The sequence below is a fragment of the Bifidobacterium sp. UTBIF-78 genome (assembly GCF_006408945.1).
In the GTDB taxonomy this organism is placed as follows: domain Bacteria; phylum Actinomycetota; class Actinomycetes; order Actinomycetales; family Bifidobacteriaceae; genus Bifidobacterium; species Bifidobacterium myosotis.
On the sequence record NZ_JFAO01000021.1, the window covers coordinates 39,389 to 62,606 of the forward strand.

The window sequence follows — 23,218 nt, forward strand, 5'->3', positions numbered from 1 at the left end:
GGCGATTATAGGCGTGGCTCCCGGCATCGCGGGCCATCCGTGCGGCCGATGGGTGGCCGATGGGTGGCCGATGATCAGCCGATGGGCGGCCGAACGCTCACTGTTCCAGATGCGTCTTGAGATACGGAATCATCGTTTTGAGCAGATTCGCCCCCGTGGTCCCGGTGAAGACCGGCACATCCGTGACCGGAATCGGCTGGGTGGAGGTCATGCCGGCCACCGAAGCCAGTCCGGGGGTCTCGCGCGGGCTCAGCTGGCGGATGGCAATCGCCAGCACGCGACCGGGATACCGGCGGACGATGGTGGCATACGTGGTGGGGTCCTTCTGACCGTCGTCGCCCACGAGGATGAACTTCATGTCCGGGAAGTCGGCCATGAGCTGCTCGGCGAACTCGAGCTTGTGCTGGGGACCAGTGGGCACGAAGGTCTTGGGCCGGGGGTCGAGGTCACGCAACAGCAGCGGCCCTTCCGGGAAGCCGTGGTCGGTGATGAAGTGGCGGATCGAGCTCTCCACGTTCCACGGCGAGGTCGACAGGTAGAAGAACGGCGCGCCCGGGAACAGGTCGGCGATACGGGCAAACAGCACGCTCATGCCCGGAACGGAGGCCTTTTTCTTGGGATCGAGGAACAGCAGGTTGTAGGCGGCCTTCCAGAACACCGGCGCCTGGGTGATCATGATGGTGTCGTCCACGTCGGAGATGATGCCCACCTTGGCACTGGCCGGGATGGTGTACAGGTTCGCGCCCACGGGCTTGCGCCGGCCCACCGTGTAGAAGACCCGGTGGATGCCGGGGGTCAGTCGGTGCTCGGCCACCAGGTCGAGATAGCCCGCCGAGTCGGAGACGGCGTATTCCACGCTCCGGATCTGCGATGAATCGACCTTGTCATAGGTTTCGGAAACGCCCACTTGCACGGTGTTGAGCGGCACGCCGTCGATGCTCGCCTGAACATGCGTGCGCGGGGCCGGCACCGCGAGCATCCCACGGATGCCACGGCTCAGCACGCCGGACTGTGCGCGTTCGGGGGCGTATACCGTGCGGCAGATGAGCCGCGAGTAGTCGCCGGTGCCGTAGCCGACATATGGCTCGACACGCGGATACCAGCCGAGGTGACGCACCACGGCGGTGGAGATGCGGGACCAGGCGCCGAACACTCCGGTGATCGTGCGACGGATGAGACGTGTGGTGAACGGTTTGAATTCGATGCGCTCGCGCTTGGACGCGGCATCGAAGGTGGTGACGGCCTTGCGCGCGGGAATGGGCACGGTGGGCATGTCGTCGAAATCGGGCTGCGCCTGATGCCTTAGCCGTCGGTCGGCCGCTTCAAAATCCTCACGTGGGCTTCTCATAAGCCCCATAGTAGGACATGGGGCTTATGAGAAGGCTCAGGGAAAACCCTTAAATCACCAGTTTGGTCATTGCGGTGTAGCTACTGCCAGCGTCCGGCGTCCCGCGTCAGACCCACCGGTCATGTCACGACCTCCCCGCCCGGGGAGCCGGCCCCACGAAACGGGTTCGAGGGCGTTGGCTGCGCGGTGGCGGATCTCCAACGCGGGGATGCGGACGACGCTACTTGACGATCTTGGCGTATTCGTCGGCGCTCAGCAGCTCGGGCTCGTCATCATCGAGCTCGATCTTCAGTATCCAGCCTTCGCCGTACGGGTCGCCGTTGACGACGGATGGATCGTCGGCCACGTCATGATTGACGTACCGGACGGTGCCGGCCACGGGGCTGATGAGCGGCTGGACGGCCTTGGAGGATTCCAGCTCCACCACTTCGTCACCGGCCTCCACGCGGGAGCCGGGTTCGGGCATGTCCACGAACACCAGTTCGCCGAGCTGGTCGGCGGCGTATTCGGTGATGCCGATGATTGCGGGGTCGACCGAACGGTCCACCCACACATGCTCCTCGGAGTACTCGAGATGGTCGGGGATGTCGAGGTTCAATGGCTGTTCGTTGTCGTCTTCGTTCATGGATACCAGACTAACCCATATCGCCCGGGCCCGCACGCGTCCGCCGCGCGCTTTCCGGCGCATGATTCCGGGCGCACGACGCGACTACAATTCGCGGCCGAGCCACTCCTCGATCATGTAGCGGGCGATGGTGGCCTTGCCGGGCGCCGCCATGCGGCCGGAGATGAGTTCGGCGGTGTATTCGTCTCGCGTGACCCAGCGCGCGGTCATGGTCTCCTCGCCGTCCACATGCACGTCGGTGGTCATGGCGTGGGCCTTGAACGCCATCATCAGCGAGGCCGGGAACGGCCAGGGCTGGGAGCCGAGGTAGCGCACCTCGCCGAGCCGAATGCCCGTCTCCTCCAGAGCCTCGCGGCGGCAGGCGTGCTCAAGGTTCTCCCCCGCCTCCACGAATCCCGCGGACACCGAATACAGCCGGCTGTCCTTCCATGCGGCGTTGTGCTGGAGCAGCAGACGATCCTGCCCATCCACGATGGCGGTGATCACCGCCGGCTCCACGCGCGGGAACAGCACACGGTTGCCGTCCGCCTCACTGGTGCAGCGCTGGGCCCAGCCGGCGAGCGCGGTTTCGACCGGCGCGCCGCAGGTGGGGCAGAACCGCTGACGGGTGTGCCAGATGCTCAGGGTGACGGCGCTGGTGGCCTGTCCGGCCTCGCGCGCATTGGCGTGGGGTGCGAAACCGCGCAGGTCGACCCAATCGAACCGCCCCACGGCCTCCTGCAGCAGGGTGGGTTTCGCGGCCGAACGACCGCCGTCGTCCACGCTGTCGTCGAAGGCGTCGTCCGCGCCCTGACCGGCCGAGTCGGAGGCGCTGGTCTTGCCCGCGACCGGCACGCGCGTGATGTCCACGGCGACGACGCATTCGCCGCGCACGCCACCGTAGGAGCCGAGGAACATGGCCACCGCTTCCGGCTGGCGTTCCAGCTCGGCGGACACGTAGGCGCCGGGCAGCGTGGCGAGGCGCATCTTGACGGACTCGTAGTCCACCAGCTCACCCTGGCCACGGGGTACCGCGATGCGGCCGCTGCGCGTGAGAATCACCTTGGTGTTGGGGTCGGCCAGCAGCTGCCCGATAAGCCCGGGCTCGCTGCGGCGGTCCACCTGATAATCGATGTCGCCCTGCGCCAACGGCAGGAACGGCAGGGCCCGCGTCAGGGCGAGCGGCGAGAAATGAATGTCAGCGGTCATACGAAACTCCTTCATGACGCAACCATGACGCAATCATTACAGCCATGACACAGCGGGCCACGGCGCTGCCCGCGAATGATCGCGCGCTTTCGAATACGCTCAAACGCCCGCGATTATTCGCATGTCGGGCCTCAGCCCCTGGCCTGGACGCGCCGGACCAGTGCCAGCAGCGCACGGGCCACGGTGTCCGGATGCTCGACGGCGCTGAAATGACCGCAATCCGGGATGGCCGTGAACGTGGCGCCGGGGATCTTGTCGGCCAACGGCTTCATCACGCTCGGATTGCTGGTGGGGTCCAGTTCGCCGGAGACCACGGCCGTGGGCGCGGTGATGGCGGCGGGCACGTCGCCCATCTCGGGGCGGCCGTAGGTCATGCGCTGCCGCCATGCCAGACCGGCCGGGCTTTGCTCGCCGATCCAGTCCGTCATCGTCCTGATGAATTCGGGGGTGCGCTTCACTGTGGAATCACCCTCGGACGGACGTGCGAAGTGCATCACCGGTTCCACGGAATCGGTCTCTTCGGCGGCGTTCGCCATGGCCAGACGGCCTTCGCCGCCCACGCCGTCGGAGGCGGCCATCGTGTCGCACAGGGCCAGCCCGGCCACGGACTGCGGGTACAGGCGCTGGATGTCCATCGCCACGTATCCTCCCATCGACAGGCCCACCCAGATGGCCTGATCGTAGCCGGCGGACTTCACCAGATCGACATACGCCCCGGCCAGTCGGTCCAACGCCTCGCTATACGCGCCGTTGGCCATGCGGGGGCCGGAATCGGCCTCACTCGGCACCGGGGACGCACCCGAGCCGGCCATGTCCGGCGCCCAGATCGGGAAGGGCGGCACGTCGTCCAGATCGGCGAAGTCGGCGAGCGCCTTCGCGCACACGTCCCACATGCGATGGTCCACCGGGTAGGCGTTCATCAGCACCACCGGCACGCCTTCGCCCTCGCGGTAGATATGATTGGCCAATTCGATTGCCATGGTTCCTTGCTCCTTCACCACTCGTCGTTCGTCAATTCACGCATTTACGCATCGCCAGGCGCATCGACACGCCCTACGCGCCGGCCCAGGCCAGCGCCTGACGGACGATCCGGCCGTGCCCGTTGACCATCTGGTCGATGAACGTCTCCATCATGTCGCTCTTGGGCGCCACCCATTCCACGTCCAGCGTCTCGTCCTGCGGCTTGCAGTCGCCGGCGATCGCGACCACGTAGCACAGCGCGATGGCGTGCTGGCGGGGGTCGTAGTATTCGCTCAGGCCCGGCGTGGGGAAGAATTCGGCCACCGTGAACGGCTGGAGCGAGGCGGGCAGCATCGGCAGCGCGATGTCGCCGAGATCCTTGGCCACGTTGCGGGCGATGGCCTCGCGCAGCGACTCATGGAACAGCACGCGGCCGGTGATCAGCGTGCGTTCGATCGAGCCGTCGTCCGAGACACGCAGCAGCGAACCCACCTGCGAGATGCGGCCCATGTCGTCCGTACGCACCGGGACGATCTCCACATAGGCGATCGGCATCTGGTGGCGTGCGCGGTTGATGTCCGCCGGCCCGAGCCATCCCGGAGGGTTGCCGTGGCCGGACCCGCCGTGGATGAAGTCCTCGGGCGTGATGTTGTCGAATTCGCCGCGGTTGCGGCCCGCGTCGTAGTCGCCCTCGTCGGGCACTTCGTCATTCATGACTGGCATGCCTCCCATTATCGCGCGAAAGCAGGGAGGCAGGTGGATGTATCCCGAATATTTCCCGACTCGGCTCCCGCATGGCGGCAGCAGACGAGCCCGAGGCCCGGCACCGCTTGCGCCGGTTCATTCCCGGCAAAATGTTGGGTGGTGCTGGAAAGCTGTTGGTTGGAAGGTTCCATACCATTCAATTCTTATACAGCTGAAGTTGGGAAAGCAGGAGGAAGACATTATGGCAACCAAGGCCATCACCTCAGCCGAGTTCGAGCAGACCATCACCGACAACGAGATCGTGTTCGTGGACTTCTGGGCCACATGGTGCGGCCCGTGCCGCGCGTTCGGCCCGATCTTCGAGGCCGCGTCCGACAATCCGGAGAACAAGGGCATCGCCTTCGTCAAGGTCGACATCGACGCCAACCAGGATCTGGCGCAGGCCGCGGGCATTCAGGCCGTGCCCACGCTGATGATCGCCAAGCAGGGCGAGGTCATCTTCCAGCAGGCCGGCGCGCTGCAGGCCGCCGATCTGGACGATCTCATCGCCCAGGCCAAGGCCCTCGACCTGGCGGCGGCCAAGGCTCAGGCCGCGGCAGCCCAGCAGAACTGATTCCAGCCCCGGCCGCCCCGGCGACGAAGGCATAAGAGCGGGGGGCATTCGGCCGCCGCGCGGGAGCGAGGTGCGGCGCGAAGGAAGCAAGACGCGGGCGCAGGCGCCGATTCCGCGCCAATCACCGCCAACCCCCATCAACCGCCATATGTAGTGTCCGCATGATTTCACAGCGACTACATATGGCGGTTGCCGTATATCCTTTGATTTCCGTTCATCCACGCGCCGCCTTATCATGGTGTGCAGTGTGAATCACGACCGTTGATGGCCGACCAAGGAGCATAATGTCGAAGCACGTCAGGCATACCCCGTTGCTGCAGTCCCTGAGCAAACGCCAGTGGACCAGAATCGCGGCAGTGGTCGCGGCAGTCGGTCTCATCGCAGCCGCAGGCGTGGTCTCCCGCAACTTCTACCAGAACGAGGCGCCGCAGTCATACTCCAACGTCACCGCGTTCTCGGCCACCGACTCCGCCGCCTCGCGCTCCGCGACCCGCGGCGCCATCGGCAGCGCGGACAAGAACACCACCTTCGTCACCGTGAAGATCAATGGCGATCCGCGCACGGTGCTCGGTGAGAAGCAGAACATGACCACCGTCAAGGATGTGCTGGAGACCGGCAACATCACCCTTGACCCGAACGATGCGGTGAGCCCGTCGCTCAAGACCAAGGTCACCGAAGCCACGGTGATCACCATCGACCGCGCAGGCGCCAATGTGGAGACCAGCGACACTCCGATCGCCTTCAACGAGGTGCGCAAGGAGACCTCCAGCCTGCCTAAGGGTCAGGAAAAGGTGGAGACCGAGGGCGAGAACGGCGTGATGGAGACCACGGCGTTGGTCACGCGCGCCGGCGGCAAGGTCGTCTCCTCCAACGTGTTCGCCTCGTGGGTCAAGAAGGCCCCGGTCGACAAGGTGATTCTGGTGGGCACCGGCTCGGATGCCACCAGCGCGGCCGGCGGCGCGTTGGGCACCACCACGCCGGCCGGTGAGATCCAGTCCTGGGCGCATGACTATCTGCTGGCCAATGGCTACTCCGAAGAGGACTTCACGGCCGCGAACTACATCATCAGCCACGAATCCGGCTGGAGCCCGACCGCGACCAACCCCTCCTCCGGCGCATATGGCCTCGCACAGGCGTATCCGGGCAGCAAGATGGCCTCGGCGGGCGCCGATTGGCAGACGAACTACCAGACGCAGTTCAAGTGGTTCATCGATTACTGCAACCAGCGCTACGGCGGCATCACGGCGGCCTACAACTACTGGCTCACCTACAAGAGCTACTGATTGTTGCCACCTTTGGTATTGAGCTGCGTCGATTTGCGCTGATCAGCGACGGCTGATCAGCAGGCAGTTGCTTCGCCGGCATCGCACGCGATATTGCGGAATATCGGTGATTTCCGTCTCGGCGATTCCCGTTCGCGCACCGTTATCCATCGGCGCATACAGGCAATGCGTCCCGGAATCACGCCGCGCGCTGCCGTCATGCACCATTCGGCGTGTCGGCGCCCCTCACGGCAAGGCATGTATCGTATGCACCCTGCGGCAAATTACCAAAAGTCAACTTATGCAACGATTTCCGGGCACCCTATGCCGTTCGAAGCCACAGAGCGACAGTCAATGTTACCGCTCACACTCATCCACACCCCCTTCCATCCACCGAAATACCCCGTATATCGTCGTACGGGGGGATGTACAGTAGGGGGTATTGCGCAGGAACAGACCGCTGCGCCGTGATAATCAAACGCACGGAACACACCACCGACGCCGAGCCGTCCGCGGCATCACGCCATGGTTTGCGGACTCCGGCATCGTCATCACCACAAGCACCCGCTTTGGCGTTGCGCCAGCACAGGCACCGATACCGAACCGGCTTGAATCACGGTATGCAGCCCCCGACCCCAAGGAGACAACAGCAGATATGACTAAGAAAATCATGGCCATTCTGGCCGTCATTGCCACCGCGCTCGGACTGAGCTTCGCCACCGTCACCGCCTTCGCCGTGGATGGCGATGGCTACGGCGCCTCCGTGACGGTCAGCGGCAACACCGCCACCGTCACGTTCCCGGCCGGAGCCTTCCAGCCGAACGAGCAGGTGACCGTCACATGGGACGACAACATCGTCGCCGACGTGCAGCAGATCGGCGAGCGCACGTTCACCGCCGCCGCGGACGGCTCGCTGAGCCTCCGCTACATCTTCAAGGAAGGACAGGCCGCCGGCCAGACGATCACCGTGACCGTAGTCGGCGCGCAGTCCGGCTCCCGCACCGCGCAGATCACCGTACCGGCCACCGGCACCGGCGACCAGTCCGGCAGCAATGGCGACAGCGGCATCGGCGGCATCATCGGTAACGCCGGCGGGTCCGGCACTACGGCCAATACCGGTGCCGCCATCGCGCCGTACGGCGTGGCCGCCGTGCTGTTGGCCGCAGCCGGCCTCGCGCTGTTCGCCGTCCGCCGAGGAGCCGGGCAGCGCCGCTGACCCCCATTAGGGGCACTGAAATAACGCTGGAGAGCAGCCGGCTAACGGCCTGCGGCATGGCAGTATCTGGACAGCCCAGTGCGACCGCAGAATCCCCTCCAGCAGTCGCACTATAAAACCGGGAATCTTGTGATTCCCGGTTTTTCATTGTCTTTACCATATCCATCATTCGGCAATTCGCCGCGTATCACACTGCGCCGAATAGGCAAAGGATGCCGAGAAGCAGATTCCATACCATGAGTCTCCGGAGTATCCCTGCCATTGCCGGACGCGGCTTTTCGCCGACGCAACCCAACGCGATTTACATTGTCAACACTCGCCATTACGAAGGATATCCATGCACATTCTTTTCGTTTGCACCGGTAATCAGTGCCGCTCGGTGATGGCCGAATATCTCACGCGCGCGACCATCAATGCCCACGCAGCCGATACGGATATCACCGTATCCAGCGCCGGCACATTGCAATATCCACCGCACGCCGCCGACCCGATGACCGTGGAATTACTGGCCGGTGATGGCATCGACGCAACAGGCCACCGTTCCACGTCCATCAATCGGGAAATCATCTCGAATGCGGATGTAACCCTATGTTTTGAACGCGATCACATCAACGAATTATCGAGGTGGAATCCATCCGCCGTTCGCAAGACGGCGCTATTCGACGATTTCGTCAATGCATGCGAATACCTGCATCATCACGGTTCACCCATCGGCACCCCTTATGACGTCGGAATCCGCGAAACGCTGGACGCCATGTCGATGATCCGGCCGTTCCTTCCCCGAGCGAACGACACCGTGGACCCTCACCGCCAATCACGCGAAGTATTCGTGCGGGTATATGCGGAAATCAAGCGTGGAATCAACATGATATTTGATTCGCCTACGGCCTCAACATCCGATACGGTCATGTGACCATCCGCACAATAGCCACTGTGATAATCATTATTCATGCGGTTGCCTTGCGTGACAATAGCGGCATCGATAGCAGCAACCAACAGTCACATCACGCGATAATCGCACGACGTTGTTCCACAAAGTTTTTCGCGCGACATATATAGCGGAAGCCACTTTTTTCATTTGTCATTCGTGGATGAAAAACGTTACAATCGGAACCGGAATTCACGAGATAACGTCAATCATTAAGGAGAATGTCATGGCTTCCTTGCTGCAGGGATTTGAAGAAGTGCAATTGGTCAAGCCGCTTGGCAAAACGGTGTTGACCGTTACGGATACCGCTATCCGTTTCAACAAGGCCACCGCCGAGGCATTGGGCTTCCCGGCGTATGTGAAGGTGCTCATCAACGGGAAGACCCGGCAGATCGCCGTCACGCCGGCCAGTGAATCGGCCGACAACGCGATCAAGTTCAGCAAGCCGGAAGGCAAGCAGACGGCATCCGTAAGCGTCAAGGAGCCCGTGCTGGTCGAGGCAGTGAAGGAATACCTGCCCGTCGGAGAGGCCCCCGAGGGCGAAGTGGCGTACCAGTCCGTGGCCGGCGCCGCCTACCCGGAAAGCAAGACCGTGATCTTCGACGTGGCCAATGCCACCGCCGGCACCATGAAGCGCCGCGGACGCAAGAAGGCCGCCTGATTGGACCGCCAGGGCGGCATCGGACTCGCACGAGCCACGCCGCCGTTCCCCTACTATTCAGGGGCTCTGTGCTTACGAAAAACCCCGCAACCTACTGAGGTTTGCGGGGTTTTCATGCCTTGATTGCAGGTAAGACTACTTACGCTGGTGGCGGGTCTTACGCAGCAGTTTGCGGTGCTTCTTCTTGCTCATCCGCTTGCGGCGCTTCTTGATGACAGAACCCATCTGAAGCCTCCATTTCGATTAATCGTAAAAGTTGCAACTCGCACAATACTACACATCCAACCAGACAGACGAAACCGACATGATACCTGTGTCGTCGAAATCACGGCCCACCCGTGGATGAATCCTGCATGAATGCTAGGAAACATGCGGGTTTCAGAGGGAAACGGCCGGACGGCCGCACCCTCGGAAATCGGCTTGCATCACATCGGGAACTTCTGATAGAAGCGCTCGACGGCCTCCTTGGTGCCGGTGGCCTGGAACACCACCGTATCGTTCTGCCAGATGGCCACGGACTTCTTGGCATCGGCGGCATCGGCCTTGACCACATACGCTCCGGTCACATTGCCGGACACCTTCACGTTGCCGGAGGCCTGATCATCACCGGTCTGGGCGCTCACCAAGGCATCGTACTGGGTCTTGGCGCTGTCCGCGGTGGACCATTGCGCGGCGACCAACGTCACATCCTTGGCCTTGTCGCCGGTGGAGTAGGTCAACGTGTACTCTTCGAGCGGCGAAGCGGCGCTCCATGTGGTGGACGCCTCCGCCTTGGTGCGCGCGTAGTTGAGCACGCTGTCCGGCATGGCCTTGAGCAGTTCGGTGGCATCGTCCGGCAGCGCGGTGGCCTCGATGGTCGGCGTGGTGGGCTCGGCCTCGGCGGACTGTTGCTGGCTGCTGCCGTTCGGGGCGGCCGTGCCGGCGTCCTTCTTGATGGCCCAGCCCGGCCAGACGAAAGCCGACAGCACCGCCAGAATGATGACAACGGCGGCGGCAACCACCACCGCGATGAGCTTGCCATGAGACTGCGTGGTCGAAGAGTTCTCGGTGTTAGTCATGTCCCCGATTCTCTCACAGCGGCGTGACGCGAGACAGCCCCACTCAGCTCGTTTCCCGACTCCTGCGTGAATGTATCGTGAATCGGCAGGAGACCCCGCCGCACCTCGTGTGGCGACGGCCGCCTGCGCCGAGCTGCCACCCTGATCACCGCCACCAGATCCTCAAACGGTTGTTTTCGGCTTGACTTCGTGCGTTTCGGTAAAATTTTACCGACCTTATCTTTCGGGGTTAGGGTGAATGTATGGCGAAATCAAGTGTGCAGTATGTGTGTTCCGAGTGCGGCTGGAACGGCCCCAAGTGGTACGGCCGCTGCCCTGAGTGCGGGCAGTGGGGCACGGTGGAGGAATTCCACGAGGCCCGTGCCGCCGCGGGATCGCGCACGGCCGCACCGGGCAGGACGTCACGCACGCAATCGGTGGCCGTGCCATCGACCGGGCGCACGGCGGCGCGTCCGATCACCGAAATCGGCACGGAAAGCGTGAAGCGTCTGGGCACCGGGTTCTCCGAATTCGACCGCGTCCTGGGCGGCGGAGTGGTTCCCGGATCGGTCACGCTTATCGCCGGAGAACCGGGTATCGGCAAATCCACCCTGCTGCTGCAGACGGCCGGCAATGTGGCACGATCCGTTTCCCGCAGCGGCGCACGGCACGACGTCGCCGCTTCGGCATCCGGCGACGGCCATTCCGATACCGTGCTGTACATCTCCGGTGAGGAGTCGCAGGCGCAGGTCCGACTCCGCGCCTCGCGCATCAATGCCGTGGAACCGAACCTGCTGCTGGCCTCCACCACCGATTTGGCCACGGTGCTGGGGCTTATCGAGGAGCATCGCCCCGCATTGGCCATCGTCGATTCCGCGCAGACCATAGTCTCTCAGGAGGTCGATGGCATTTCCGGAGGCTCGACGCAGGTGCGCGAGGTGGCGAGCGCCCTCATCGATACCGCCAAGACCCTTGATATCCCCGTGTTTCTCGTCGGCCACGTCACCAAGGATGGTTCCATCGCCGGACCTCGAACCCTGGAGCATCTGGTGGATGTGGTCTGCCAGTTCGAGGGCGACAGCGAGACCGCACTGAGGATGCTGCGCGCGGTCAAGAACCGCTTCGGCCCCACCGACGAGGTCGGATGCTTCGACATGAGCGGCGAGGGCATCGAGGAGGTCACCGAACCGGCCGGATTGTTCCTTTCCGGCAGTGGTCCGGATGCGGGGAACGCGGCACCCGTCGAAGGCACATGCGTGACGTTCACGCTGGACGGGCATCGGAGCCTGCCCGTCGAGGTGCAGGCGTTGGTGACCACGTCCGTGCTGCCGACGCCGCGTCGCGCGGTCAATGGAGTGGACCCCAGCCGCATCGCCATGCTGGCCGCGGTGCTGTCCCGCCATGGCAAGATGAACCTGCTCTCCAACGATCTGTACATCTCCACCATCGCGGGAGGTCAGGCGCGGGAGCCGGCTTGCGACATGGCGATTGTGGGCGCATTGGCGAGTGCCGCCACGTCGAAGCCGCTTCCGCGCACCGCATGTGCGATCGGAGAGATTTCCCTGACCGGGCAGATTCGACCCGTGCCGCGTATGGAATACCGTCTGAGGGAAGCCGCGCGTCTGGGCTTCACCACCGCCGTGGTGCCACCCTTGCGCAAACCCCTGCATATCGAGGGGTGCACGCTGGTGGAGGTCTGCACGCTGCAGGATGCGTTGGACGCGCTGGGGCTGTCCTCCAACGCACGGTCGGCACGGCGCAAGGAGGCGGCATGACCACACCGTCTTGCAACCGTGCGGGCTTCACTCTTATGTCTCGCCGTTAATTCGTTGATTATGTTTTGGCTTCCCCTGTCAGGAGGAGCTGGCCCGATTCTTCGCCGGCGCGTTGAGTGATGCGGGCCAGATCCCCCGTCAGGAGGAGCTGGCCCGCAAAGCGGGACTGAGGGGTGTCAATTCGTCAACGAATTCCTGACGCGGGACAACACCTGGGCGGCGATTCGCCCATCGGCATACGACGTGTGCCGCACCGGTCTTTTCGGTTCGATGTGATAGACGATAACGTTGCATGCAACGACCCTGTAAGTCACGTAAGTCACGTAAGTCACGTAAGTGATGACAGTCATAAGAAAGGAAGCGACATGGCAGATGAGGATTTCGCCGAATGGGCGATGACCTACTCCCAACGAACGAACCGGTCGCTGGCCGGGTCGCGCCTGCGACCGGAACGGGAACAGCCGGCATCCGCATTCCGGAATGCGGCCGTCCAGTGGGGCGTGACCGTGTCGGCCGATGCCGATGACACTGACATTGGTGCCAGAACCGACGTCAATGCCGAAGGAACGGCCTCCATTGCGCTGGACGTGCGGGAGGTGCAGGACGCCCGGACGCTGAGCGGCAAGGATGCGATCGATTACGCCGAACGGCACATGCCGGTGATGCGCACGCTGATGGCCGAGTTGCGGTCCGGCACCGATTTCAACGGTCTGCGCATTGCCGTCTGTCTCGTTCTGGAGCCGAAAACGGCGGTGCTGCTGCGCCAGCTGAAGGCCGCCGGAGCACTGGTCGGCGTGTTCGCCGACCCATCGGAGACGGACCAGCGTGTGGCGGATCAGCTACGGCGCGAAGGCATCACCGTCGAAGCCGATGCGCGCTGGACCGCCGAGCAGGCGCAGGCCGGGGCGCTGCGGCTGCTCGACGCGATCGCACCGCATATCATCATCGATGACGGCGCCAGTTTCGCCCGACTCGCCGCAGCCAAGCGCCCGGCTCTGTTGGATGGCCTGATCGGCGTGGCGGAGGAGACGACCAGCGGAGTGCGCGCCTTCCAAGCCATGCAGGACGCCGGCGCACTCACCTTCCCCGTCGTGGCGGTCAACGACAGCGTGCTGAAAACCGGCTTCGACAATGCGCATGGCACCGGCGAGACCTGCGTCACCACCATGCAGCAGCTCCTTGGCGCGCACTGTTTCCGAGACGCCTCCGTAACCGTGATCGGCTACGGTCCGGTCGGGCGGGGATTCGCATTGCGGGTGCGCGCGCTCGGCGCGAACGTCACCATCTGCGACACCGACCCGGTGGCCGCGCTCAAGGCCGTGTTCGATGGATTCGACGCCCGCGATATCAACGAGGCCGTCGTCGATGCCGACATCGTGGTTTCGGCCACCGGCGTACGGCACACCATCACCGTGGAGCATATGCGGCTCATGCGCGAGCGCGCGGTGCTGTCGGTCATCGGAGGCATCGCCAACGAAATCGCCTTGGACGACATCCCCGGTTTCCATCACGACAACACGCAACCCGTGGACGCCATCGCCGTGCCCGACGGCCCGACGCTCACGCTGCTGGCACAGGGCGACGGCGTGAACTACACGGCCGGCGGCGGCAATCCCATCGAGATCATGGATCTCAGTTTCGCCGTGCAGGTCAGTGCGGTCCATCATCTGCTCGCGCATCGAAGCGGACAGCATCGCCTGCCACCGCAAGTGCATCGTCTGTCAGCGGCATCCGACCGGCATATCGCCGCCATCGCGTTGCGCACGCGCGGTCTGTCCGCCAGCCACGCCACGGCCGACAACGGCTATGACTGGCGTCTCACCCGATTCGACGACACCGTATGACGTACGACATGCCTATGGTCGGCACCCATACGGCACCCGGTATAAAAGGAGGTATGACTCTGACCGACGATTCGTTCGACCCGTTGTATGCGGCGGCGCACCCGGCCCCATTGGATTCGGTGACGCTATACAGCGCACCACTCATCATCCCGGTCACCGGACCGGTGATCATGGACGGAGCCGTCGCGGTGGCCGGCAGCCGCGTGGTGCATGTAGGCACGCGGCGCTGGGTACTCGATACGCTCAAGCAGGATATGTCGGCGCACGGCCACATCGAGGAGCATCACTGGCACGGCATCATCACGCCGGGCCTGGTCAACGCGCATACCCATCTGCAATACACCAACATGGCCGAGGTCGGCCGCGGCTCCTACAGCAGCTTCCGCGATTGGGAGCTCGGTTTCAACCCGGTATACGAGCGCCTGTGCAAGGAAGGCGACTGGAAGACATCGGCCGAGCAGGGCGCGCGCATGATGGTCGAGGCGGGGACCACCGCCGCGGCGGACATCGTCACCGATGCCGAAGCAGCCGGGGCCCTGGCCTCGCAAGGCATACACGGCGTGGCGTACTGGGAGGTGATGGACTGGCATAACGACGACTGGCGCAACGCCGGCGTACATGAACTGGTCCGGCATCTGGGCCGTATGCGTCAGGAGGACCTGCCCAGTATCGGCATCAGTCCGCACGCCCCCTATACGCTGGAGACCGCGCCGTTTGTGGATCTGCCGGATATCGCACGCCAGCTTGACATGCGATTGCATATCCATCTGGCGGAGACGCCGATGGAGGCCGGCGAACGCGAGACCACGCTATCCACGTATTCCACGGCGTCCTGGCGCGACCATGATTGGACCAGCTACCAGCAGCTCAAGGAGGCGGGCAAGGGCGCGTCCGCCATCCAATTCCTGGACCAGCTCGGTTCGCTCGGCCCGGATGTGCATATCGCGCATGGCGTGTGGGCCGACGCCGAGGACCGACGCATCCTGCGCCAGCGCGGCGTGGGCGTGGCGTTGTGTCCCCGATCGAACCGAATCACGGTGACCGGTCGTGACGCACCGATCCGCGAATATCTCGAAGAGGGGAATCTGCTGGCCATCGGCACGGATTCGCTGTCGAGCTCGCCGAGTCTGGATGTGCTCGACGATGTGGCGGTGCTTTACGATCTGGCCCGCGAGCAGGGCTATGCGAAGGACGACCTGACCCATCGTCTGATCCGCATGATGACACTAGGCGGCGCGCAGGAGCTCGGCATGCATGTAGGCGCCGGCCGCATCGGGCAGATCAACGCCGGAGCCATGGCCGATCTGGCGTTCTTCGACGTGCCCGTGTATGTGGCCACCCCGCGCGGCATCGAGGACACGCTCGAGGAGCTGGTATGCCATGGAGCCGGAACGAATCGCGCCACCGTGATCTCCGGCCGCATCGCCTACAACGACGGTGCATGGTAAAGCGGCGCATGACAGCGCGACGCATGATGGAGCGACGCATGATAGAGCACAGTCGTACGCTGCAGCATGACAAGTAACGAGAAGGATGATGACCTGATGAGCATTGCACTGGAGGCCATGAGCCCCTACGCCCGTTCCCTGGTGGACCGTCTCGGCCTCGAACCCCATCCCGAAGGCGGATGGTATAGGCGAGACTGGCAGTCACCGCTGCCGGAACCGTCCACCGGCCGTCCGCTGACGTCGCTGATCTACTTCCTGCTGCCGGAGGGCGACGCCAGCGCATGGCACAAAGTGGACGCGGACGAGATTTGGCTGTGGCACGGGCCCGCACCGGTCACGCTGGAGTTCGGCGGCGACGGAGACAGCCCGTCCGACGACCCCGCAATACGGCGGGCCGTCGTGCTGGGCCAAGGCATCGACGCACCGGCCGGTACGCCTACCATGCCCGTCGGCCATGCGGTCGTCCCGGCCGGCGTCTGGCAACGCACCGTCCCCGGGCATGGCGATGCCCTGGTCTCGTGCGTGGTGTCCCCCGGTTTCACCTTCGAGGGGTTCACTCTGGAGTGACCTGTCAAGGAACTGATGAACCGATGAACGGATAAGCCGGAAGCCGATAACCAAGAGGCCAACCCATCCTCAACCGGTTCGTCGCACACGGCCAAGCCAATCAGCCAACAAGCCGACGACCAGCCGCCGCCGATAACCGGCCATCATAGGAATCGATAGCCCCGGCAACATGTCGCTTACGCAGGCACGTTATAGTTGCCAGTTGCACAAGGGTCAGGAGAGGTTCCGTCCAGCCGGAATCGGTACGTCTCGTTCCGAAAAACGACCGACACAGACAACGAAGAAGGAGAGCAACCATGTCATTCAAAACCACCATCCGCTTCGTCGCGGCCGGACTCGCCGCGGCATCCCTCATGCTCGCCACCGCGTGCGGCGCCTCCAACAGCGGCTCGTCCGACGCCGCCTCGGCCAACGCAGACAGCTCCGACATCACGCAGCAGACCGTCACGCCGGGCAAGCTCACCATCGCCACCGGCGACCCCGCTTACGAGCCGTGGGTCATGAACGACAAGCCGGAATCCGGCGAGGGCTTCGAGGCCGCGCTCGCCTACGACGTGGCCGACAAGCTCGGCTTCGACAAGGCCGACGTGGTCTGGACCCGTACCACCTTCGATTCGGCCATCGCGCCGGGTCCGAAGGACTGGGACCTCAACATCCAGCAGTTCGGCATCACCGATGAGCGCAAACAGGCCGTCGACTTCTCCTCCGGCTACTACAAGGACACGCAGTCCGTAGTGGTCAAGAAGGACGGCAAGTTCGCCTCCGCCAAGTCGCTTGCCGATCTCAAGGACGCCGTGATCGGGGTGATGGTGGGCACACAGGCCTACACCATCGTCAAGGACAAGATCAAGGACGACATCCAGACGTTCAACGACGACGCCGCGCTCGGCCAGGCGCTGGACGCCGGTCAGATCGACGCGCTGGTCACCAACACGGTGGAAAGCGTGTACATGGTGCAGTCCGAACAGGTCAAGGACGCCAAGGTGCTGGGCCGCATCGCCGGCTCGGAGGACAAGGACGGCCTGGGCATCGTGCTGCCGAAGGACTCCAAGCTCACCGCGGCCGTGACCAAGGCCGTGGACGATCTCGAGTCCGACGGCACCCTCAAGCAGCTGCAGGACAAGTGGCTGGCCGAATACACCACCGACCTGACCGAGCTCAAGTAACCACCGCGCCGCCACGTCCATCGGAGAATCGCAGAGCAAAGCCCGTCCCCCATCGCCTCGTCATGCCGGGAACGGGCTTTGCCGTCAAGGCGACTCGCAGAATGGACGTCTGGCATCAAACCGGTTCGGACACTGCAATAGAATCCACATATGGTCGATTCGCAATCCACGCATGACCTTGCCGCCGAAACGACGTCCACGTCTTCGGTGAGCGAGGTGGAACTTTCCCGCCGTGACTACCGGCGCCGGCAACAGCTCAAGTCGGTGGTCACGAGTCTCGTCAGCACCATCGTGCTGGCCGTCATCGTCGTCGCCGGACTGAAGATGTCCCCCGGCTGGCCGCGCGTCAAGCAGACGTTCTTCTCCCCCGAGTACTTCATGAAGTCGTTGCCGGAGACCTTGGACGGCCTGTGGCTCAACGTCCAGGTGCTGGTCGTGGCCGTGATCGGCGTCGCGATCTTCGCCACGCTCATCGCGCTGGTACGCACCAGCAAGAACCCGGTAATGTTCCCGTTGCGCGTGCTGGCCGCGCTGTACACCACCGTCATGCGCGGCATCCCGATGATCGTCGTGCTCTACCTCATCGGCTTCGGCATCCCCGGCCTCGGCCTGTTCGGCCGCATCAATCCGGCTATCCTCGGCACGATAGCCGTCATCATGGGCTACAGCGCCTACGTCGCCGAAGTGTTGCGCGCCGGCTTCAACGACGTGCATCCCTCGCAACGCGCCTCGGCCCGATCCCTGGGTCTTACGGCCGGCCAGACCACGCGCATGATCGTCATCCCGCAGGCGTTGCGCAAGGTCGCTCCGGCGCTGATGAACGACTTCATCTCCATGCAGAAGGATGTGGGCCTCATCTCCGTGCTGGGCGCGGTCGACGCGGTGCGCGCCGCCCAAATCGAAGTGGCGAGCTCGTACAACTTCACGCCGTACGTAGTGGCGAGCCTGCTGTTCATCCTCATGAGCGTGCCGTTCATCCTGCTCAACGACTGGTACACGGCTCGTCTGCGCAAGCGCGAGCTGAGCGCCGGCACGGTGTGAGTATGCGTGGCATGGAAGGGACCATGGGCGGAACAATGACAACGACGACGATGGAAACCACGGTGAACGATATGAACACGGCACAGCAGAATCCAGGCAGCGGCACGGCATCATCCAAGCCGGTGCTGCGATTGGATGATGTGCGCAAATCCTTCGGCTCCACCCCGGTGCTGCGCGGCATCTCCTTCGACATCCAACCGCACGAGGTGGTCGCCCTGCTCGGCCCATCCGGTTCGGGCAAATCGACGCTGATGAAGTGCGTGAACCTGCTGGAACAGGTGGACGACGGGCAGATATGGCTGGGTGACACCGACATCACGGACCCGCGCGCCAATCAGGACAAGATCCGTTCGCGCATCGGCGTGGTGTTCCAGCAGTTCAACCTGTTCCCGCATATGTCGGTGCTGAAGAACGTGACGCTGGCCGCCGTCAAGGTGCATCATTGGCCGAAGGACAAGGCCGAGGCACGCGCGCTGGAGCTGCTGGATCGTATCGGCATGCGAGCCAAGGCGAAGTCCTACCCTGACCAGCTCTCCGGCGGCCAACAGCAACGCGTGGCCATCGCACGCGCGCTGATGACCGATCCCGAACTGCTGCTGCTGGACGAGATCACCTCCGCACTCGATCCGATGCTGGTGGGCGAAGTGCTCAACATGGTCGCGGAGCTCAAGTCGCAGGGCACGACGATTCTGATGGCCACGCACGAGATGAGCTTCGCCCATGACGCCGCCGACCGCATCGTGCTGCTGCGTCATGGCGTCATCGCCGAAAACGGCACGCCGCGAGAGGTGATGGACGAATCCCAGGACCCGGAGACCCGCGAGTTCTTCGCCCACTTCCGGCACTAGTGGACTTCGGCGTCTGGCCGTATTATGCGGTCAGACGCCTGGTCTCCTCGACGTTGCGCTTGAGCTCATCGACCAGCGCGTCCGGGCCGTCGAACTTGACCTGCGGACGCAGGAAGCCGGCGAATTCCACGCGAACCTTATGCCCGTAGAGGTCGATCCAGTCATCGGTGATGCAGTAGGATTCGACTACGCGCTCGTGAAGCCCGGTCTTCTCGCTGAAGGTCGGCTTGGTGCCGATGGAGATGGCGGCGGGCCAGCGGCGCGGCTGGTCCTGCGTACCGGCTTCGGGAACGGCGTCGGAGACAACTTCAGTGCCGGATTGTGCCTGCGCGGCTTCGGACTGGGTGGATTCCCCTGGCCCGGCCTGTGCCGGCTGCCCGGCTTCGGCGTCCGTCTCCTGCTCAGAAGCAGTCCCCAGATCGACCAACCAACCGGCGTAGACACCGTCCACGGGAATGTATCCCTCGATATCCGTGCCGAGGTTCGCGGTGGGGAATCCGATGGTGCGGCCGCGCTCCTCGCCGTGTACCACCACGCCCTCGATGGCGTGCGGCTCGCCCAGGATGGCGTTGGCATCCTGAATGCGGCCGTGGGCCAGCAGGTAGCGCACATTGGTGGAGCTCCACGCGCGCATGGCCTTGGCCTGATGCTTCTTGCTCCACGCGCGGCGCTCCGCCTTGGTGGCCCCGGCCAGCGGATCGGCCGGCTCGCCCCACTCGGCGGGCATCTCGGGTTTGAAATCGCGCGGGATGCGCACCTCGCCCGGACCGCGATCGTCCACTATGTCAAGCTCAAAGACGCCGGTGGCAGCGGCCAAATTGGCCACATGCTGCACATCGCCCTCACGGTTCCTGCCGAAGGCGGCGTCCTGACCGAGCACCAGCGTGCGCATGCCCAGTTTGCCGGTCAGCCGGCCGAGGAAGAAGATATAGGACTTGGCGGCGAAGGCGAGCGTGTACCGGACCACCAGCACATGATCCACGCCCAGCTCCTCCATACGGCGCAGACGTTCGCCGATGCTGGTCAGCGCTTCGGCGTCGATGGTCGTGTTGTCCGGTTCGGCGCCCTCGTGCCGGGCGGCCCAGCCGTGGACGAACGCCGGACGCGGGTCGAACAGAATCACCACGGAGAAAGCGTCATGCCGGTGAGCCAACTCCACGACACGGCGGATCACGGCCTGATGTCCCAGATGCATGCCGTCGAAGGCTCCCAACGTCACCACGGCTTTTTTATCGTTGTCGAACGAGGGCCATGCGACTTCGCCCTCGGCGTCCGGGGTCAGGTAGGTGATGTTCATATCGTGCAGTTCCTTTTCTCAAGTTCCGCGCATTCGGTTCGACGGGGCCCCAGCGATGTGCGTGGCGGGCCCCGGTCATCGTCCGGTCGGTGCCACCCGCGGATTTCCGCAAGCTCGCCTGCCGGAAGCGCCTTCGTTGAATCGTACTGTAACCGCGTCCACTCTACGCGGCGGGGAATACGGCGGCAGGTTTGGCCTGATGGGCGTTCGCGCGTTCGATGATGGCCACCACGTCGGCTGTCGCGCAACGCGGCGCGTTGGCAACGCCCGAGGGGTGCACCGCATCACCATGCGGCTCAGCGGAAACCGGCTCGGCCGCTCGACCGTGCAACGCATCGTTATTCATATTCGTCCCGGTGTCCGTCGCATCGCACGACTCCACGGCCGGTTCATCATGTGCCGGACTATGTGCCGGACTATGTACCGGCGGCACGATGGCCACGGCCTGTGTGCCTTTGGCCAGCACCCGTTCGATACGACGGCCGAATCGCAGCTCGGTGGCCTCCTCGGCCGTGATCTCCACCACCGGCATGGCGCCTCGGGCGGCCTGTTCCATCGTGAGGGCCCGGCCGAGCAGCCATTCGCGTCGCTTTTCGCCGGCCATCGCATCCGGCGTGTCCAACACGCACTTGTTGCGGGTGACGGCCTGTCCTTCACGATTGGTAAACGTCTTGGTTTCGACGTGCGCCGTGACCGTGTGGGTGCGGGTTTCGGCCAAGGATTCGGGGGTGATGAGTCCACTGGTGTCGTCCGGCAGGGCGAACCTCCCCACGCGGGTGCGGCGCAGGCGGGTCAGATAGCCGCCGACGCCCAGTTCCTCGCCGAGGTCACGGGCCAATGCGCGGATATAGGTACCCGATGAGCAACTGACGCGCACGTCCACATCAAGGACAGATATGGGAATGACGTTCGAGGCCGTCGCTTCGGCGGTCGCCGAGTCGGAACCGGAGGAACTGGCGGGATCAGCGAGACCGGATGCCGGGGGACAGCCATCGGAGCGACCATCAGTGCAGGTGCAATCGCCGATATGATTGGCCGACCTGACCGAACCAGACCAGCCTGGCCAGCCGGACGGGTGGGGCTGAGCGGATGGGAATCCCGCGATGTCACGCTCCTGCAACGGTTCGTCGGGCCGCGTCCCCGCCACGACGCCCGCTCGCACGCCCAACACGGTGAACTCGCTGATGGTGACAGGCCGGGCCTTGAGCTCCACGTCCTTGCCTTCGCGGGCCAGATCGTAGGCACGCTGGCCGTTGATTTTGATGGCGGAGAAGGTGTTGGGCACCTGCTCGATATCACCGGTGAAATGTTCGCCGATGGTACGGGTCAGCAGGTCATGCCAGACACCGTCATGGACCGACGCATCGTCTGTGGCAGGCGTGGTTCCGAGCGCAACGACCGCAGCCGTCGAACCTCGGGAACCGGCACGGGAATCGATTCCAAAACCGGCCCCGAAATCGGCTTCGCAAGCGGTATCGGTACCGTCATCTCCAGCGGTACCGGGTTCAGCAGCACCGGATTCAGCCGCATCCGACTGCGCGGCTCCGCCAGCCGCAAGTTGCCGCCATCGCGACGCGACCGCATCCGCATTCTCGCGGAGGATGACATCGCCCTCGGCATCGTCGGTCGTGGTGGCAAGGCCCAGTCGAATCGTGGCCTCGTAGGTTTTGTCGTGCTCCACGATGGCGTTGAGCAGTCGGGTGGCATGGCCGAACGCGATGACCAAGGCACCGGTGGCCATCGGGTCGAGCGTGCCCGCGTGACCGACCTTTTTGATGTGCAACGCGCCGCGCACGGCGGCCACCGCGTCGAAACTGGTCACGCCCTGAGGCTTATCGATGATGAACAGGCCGCTGGGCTGCGCCTCCGGCATGTCTCTCCCTCCGTCATCGGTAATGACGACCTCCCGGCAGAGGGAGGCCAGCCATCATCTGCTGCTCGCTGTCCGTATTCTGTCATCCCTCTCATAGGAGGGAAAGGCGAATCTACCGCTCGTCGGACTGCGCTTCGGCCTCGGGCGATTCAGCATCGACGTTGCCGAAGTCCTCGCCGGCATCATCGATATCATCGTCCTCGATATCGTCATCCTCGAAGTCGTCATCATCCTCGGCCGGCTCGTCGTCATGCTTATACGGGTCGGCGTCGCCGGCGTATTGCGCGTTCGCACGGACGCGGGCCAGTTCCTCGTCGCGCTTGCGGGCCATGACCAGGATGTCCTCGATCTCATGGGCCTCGCCGGGCACCTCGTCGAACACGAACTGGAGCTGCGGGGTCAGTCGCAGGCCGGCCTTCGAGCCCACCAGCGAACGCAGATGGCCCTTGGCCTGCTCGAGCGCCTGCCGGGCACGCTTACGTTCGCCGTTCTCCTTGCCTTCGTGGCCCAGCTGGGTCCAGTAGATTTTGGCGATCTGCAGATCGTTGGTCACACGGACTTCGGTGATGGTGATGCTGGTCAGTCGCTTGTCGTGCAGCTCGCGCTCGAGGGAGGAGGCCACGACACGTTGAATCAGTGCCGCGATACGCGCGGCGCGGGGGTTGGTTCCTGCCATGGGCAAAATCCTTTCACATATGACTTGGCTCCCCCTGATGGAGGGAGCTGTCGCTGTAGATGGCCGAGGCTGCGGTCCGAGACCGCGCTCAGCCTTACTTCATTCGGCAGCTCCCCTTGCAGGAGGAGCCAGAGATAGAG

At 63.9% G+C, this 23,218-nt stretch carries 22 protein-coding genes and 2 pseudogenes; 12 read left to right on the forward strand and 12 right to left on the reverse strand.

All coding sequences use genetic code 11. The features are described 5' to 3' along the window. Positions 1–97 precede the first annotated feature (97 nt). The 5 genes from BG22_RS05730 to BG22_RS05750 all read right to left on the reverse strand — a co-directional run bounded on the left by BG22_RS05730 (position 98) and on the right by BG22_RS05750 (position 4,844). The gene (locus BG22_RS05730) at positions 98–1,348 is read right to left on the reverse strand and encodes an App1 family protein (protein WP_181163401.1); all 1,251 of its coding nucleotides are present in this window, start codon (positions 1,346–1,348) and stop codon (positions 98–100) included. 220 nt (positions 1,349–1,568) lie between these two features. After that, positions 1,569–1,973, reverse strand: a complete 405-nt coding sequence (gene gcvH, locus BG22_RS05735; protein WP_094666961.1) for a glycine cleavage system protein GcvH — start codon at positions 1,971–1,973, stop codon at positions 1,569–1,571. A gap of 84 nt (positions 1,974–2,057) precedes the next feature. Beyond that, the gene (gene nudC / locus BG22_RS05740; protein WP_140493998.1) at positions 2,058–3,161 is read right to left on the reverse strand and encodes an NAD(+) diphosphatase; all 1,104 of its coding nucleotides are present in this window, start codon (positions 3,159–3,161) and stop codon (positions 2,058–2,060) included. A 131-nt stretch (positions 3,162–3,292) separates the two neighbouring features. After that, positions 3,293–4,141, reverse strand: coding sequence for an alpha/beta fold hydrolase (locus tag BG22_RS05745; RefSeq protein WP_140494000.1), 849 nt, complete (start codon positions 4,139–4,141; stop codon positions 3,293–3,295). Between the two features lie 73 nt (positions 4,142–4,214). After that, positions 4,215–4,844: an NUDIX hydrolase family protein gene (locus BG22_RS05750; RefSeq protein WP_140494002.1), complete on the reverse strand. Its 630-nt coding sequence runs from the start codon at positions 4,842–4,844 to the stop codon at positions 4,215–4,217. A 223-nt stretch (positions 4,845–5,067) separates the two neighbouring features. Between BG22_RS05750 and trxA the strand changes: the two genes are divergently transcribed. Together trxA and BG22_RS05760 are read left to right on the forward strand one after the other, a co-directional pair. Then, positions 5,068–5,439 carry a thioredoxin gene (gene trxA / locus BG22_RS05755; protein WP_140494004.1) on the forward strand — a complete coding sequence of 124 codons (372 nt, stop codon included), beginning with the start codon at positions 5,068–5,070 and terminating at the stop codon, positions 5,437–5,439. Positions 5,440–5,723: 284 nt separating this feature from the next. Next, positions 5,724–6,722 (forward strand): G5 domain-containing protein, encoded by a 999-nt coding sequence (locus tag BG22_RS05760; protein ID WP_140494006.1) that lies wholly within the window; start codon positions 5,724–5,726, stop codon positions 6,720–6,722. A 42-nt stretch (positions 6,723–6,764) separates the two neighbouring features. Here BG22_RS05760 and BG22_RS10835 read toward each other — a convergent pair whose 3' ends face one another. Next, positions 6,765–6,929, reverse strand: a complete 165-nt coding sequence (locus BG22_RS10835; protein WP_181163402.1) for a hypothetical protein — start codon at positions 6,927–6,929, stop codon at positions 6,765–6,767. A 427-nt stretch (positions 6,930–7,356) separates the two neighbouring features. On the opposite strand from BG22_RS10835, the gene BG22_RS05765 reads away from it, so the two are divergent. The 3 genes from BG22_RS05765 to BG22_RS05775 all read left to right on the forward strand — a co-directional run bounded on the left by BG22_RS05765 (position 7,357) and on the right by BG22_RS05775 (position 9,506). Continuing rightward, the gene (locus tag BG22_RS05765) at positions 7,357–7,917 is read left to right on the forward strand and encodes a hypothetical protein (RefSeq protein ID WP_140494010.1); all 561 of its coding nucleotides are present in this window, start codon (positions 7,357–7,359) and stop codon (positions 7,915–7,917) included. Positions 7,918–8,254: 337 nt separating this feature from the next. Beyond that, a complete protein-coding gene (locus tag BG22_RS05770; RefSeq protein ID WP_140494012.1) occupies positions 8,255–8,830 on the forward strand; it encodes a protein tyrosine phosphatase in 576 nt (191 codons plus the stop codon). 241 nt (positions 8,831–9,071) lie between these two features. Continuing rightward, positions 9,072–9,506 (forward strand): hypothetical protein, encoded by a 435-nt coding sequence (locus BG22_RS05775; protein ID WP_140494014.1) that lies wholly within the window; start codon positions 9,072–9,074, stop codon positions 9,504–9,506. A 135-nt stretch (positions 9,507–9,641) separates the two neighbouring features. Here the strand turns inward: BG22_RS05775 and BG22_RS05780 are convergent, their stop codons facing one another. Both BG22_RS05780 and BG22_RS05785 read right to left on the reverse strand, forming a co-directional pair. After that, the gene (locus BG22_RS05780) at positions 9,642–9,731 is read right to left on the reverse strand and encodes a 30S ribosomal protein bS22 (protein WP_004268639.1); all 90 of its coding nucleotides are present in this window, start codon (positions 9,729–9,731) and stop codon (positions 9,642–9,644) included. 200 nt (positions 9,732–9,931) lie between these two features. After that, complete coding sequence (locus tag BG22_RS05785; protein WP_181163403.1) at positions 9,932–10,564, reverse strand: hypothetical protein; 633 nt, start codon at positions 10,562–10,564, stop codon at positions 9,932–9,934. Positions 10,565–10,806: 242 nt separating this feature from the next. Here BG22_RS05785 and radA point away from each other — a divergent pair, with 242 nt between their 5' ends. The 7 genes from radA to BG22_RS05820 all read left to right on the forward strand — a co-directional run bounded on the left by radA (position 10,807) and on the right by BG22_RS05820 (position 19,232). After that, positions 10,807–12,318 (forward strand): DNA repair protein RadA, encoded by a 1,512-nt coding sequence (gene radA / locus BG22_RS05790; protein WP_140494016.1) that lies wholly within the window; start codon positions 10,807–10,809, stop codon positions 12,316–12,318. Positions 12,319–12,683: 365 nt separating this feature from the next. After that, a complete protein-coding gene (locus BG22_RS05795) occupies positions 12,684–14,162 on the forward strand; it encodes an adenosylhomocysteinase (protein ID WP_140494018.1) in 1,479 nt (492 codons plus the stop codon). A 53-nt stretch (positions 14,163–14,215) separates the two neighbouring features. Continuing rightward, positions 14,216–15,610, forward strand: a complete 1,395-nt coding sequence (locus tag BG22_RS05800; RefSeq protein WP_181163404.1) for an amidohydrolase family protein — start codon at positions 14,216–14,218, stop codon at positions 15,608–15,610. Positions 15,611–15,706: 96 nt separating this feature from the next. Further along, positions 15,707–16,177, forward strand: a complete 471-nt coding sequence (locus tag BG22_RS05805; RefSeq protein WP_140494020.1) for a cupin domain-containing protein — start codon at positions 15,707–15,709, stop codon at positions 16,175–16,177. Positions 16,178–16,530: 353 nt separating this feature from the next. Beyond that, complete coding sequence (locus BG22_RS05810; RefSeq protein WP_375137703.1) at positions 16,531–17,343, forward strand: ABC transporter substrate-binding protein; 813 nt, start codon at positions 16,531–16,533, stop codon at positions 17,341–17,343. A 150-nt stretch (positions 17,344–17,493) separates the two neighbouring features. Next, positions 17,494–18,384, forward strand: a complete 891-nt coding sequence (locus BG22_RS05815) for an amino acid ABC transporter permease (RefSeq protein ID WP_140494024.1) — start codon at positions 17,494–17,496, stop codon at positions 18,382–18,384. Positions 18,385–18,455: 71 nt separating this feature from the next. Next, positions 18,456–19,232 (forward strand): amino acid ABC transporter ATP-binding protein, encoded by a 777-nt coding sequence (locus BG22_RS05820; RefSeq protein ID WP_140494053.1) that lies wholly within the window; start codon positions 18,456–18,458, stop codon positions 19,230–19,232. 22 nt (positions 19,233–19,254) lie between these two features. On the opposite strand, the gene BG22_RS05825 is transcribed toward BG22_RS05820, so the two are convergent. The 4 genes and pseudogenes from BG22_RS05825 to rbfA form a co-directional block, all read right to left on the reverse strand. Next, positions 19,255–20,529: a riboflavin kinase gene (locus BG22_RS05825; protein WP_140494026.1), complete on the reverse strand. Its 1,275-nt coding sequence runs from the start codon at positions 20,527–20,529 to the stop codon at positions 19,255–19,257. 418 nt (positions 20,530–20,947) lie between these two features. Beyond that, positions 20,948–21,427 (reverse strand): annotated as a pseudogene (locus BG22_RS11165) (tRNA pseudouridine(55) synthase TruB); the annotation flags it as partial. A gap of 213 nt (positions 21,428–21,640) precedes the next feature. Next, positions 21,641–22,402 (reverse strand): annotated as a pseudogene (locus BG22_RS11170) (hypothetical protein); the annotation flags it as partial. A 112-nt stretch (positions 22,403–22,514) separates the two neighbouring features. Continuing rightward, positions 22,515–23,078, reverse strand: coding sequence for a 30S ribosome-binding factor RbfA (gene rbfA, locus BG22_RS05840; protein WP_140494028.1), 564 nt, complete (start codon positions 23,076–23,078; stop codon positions 22,515–22,517). Positions 23,079–23,218 lie beyond the last annotated feature (140 nt).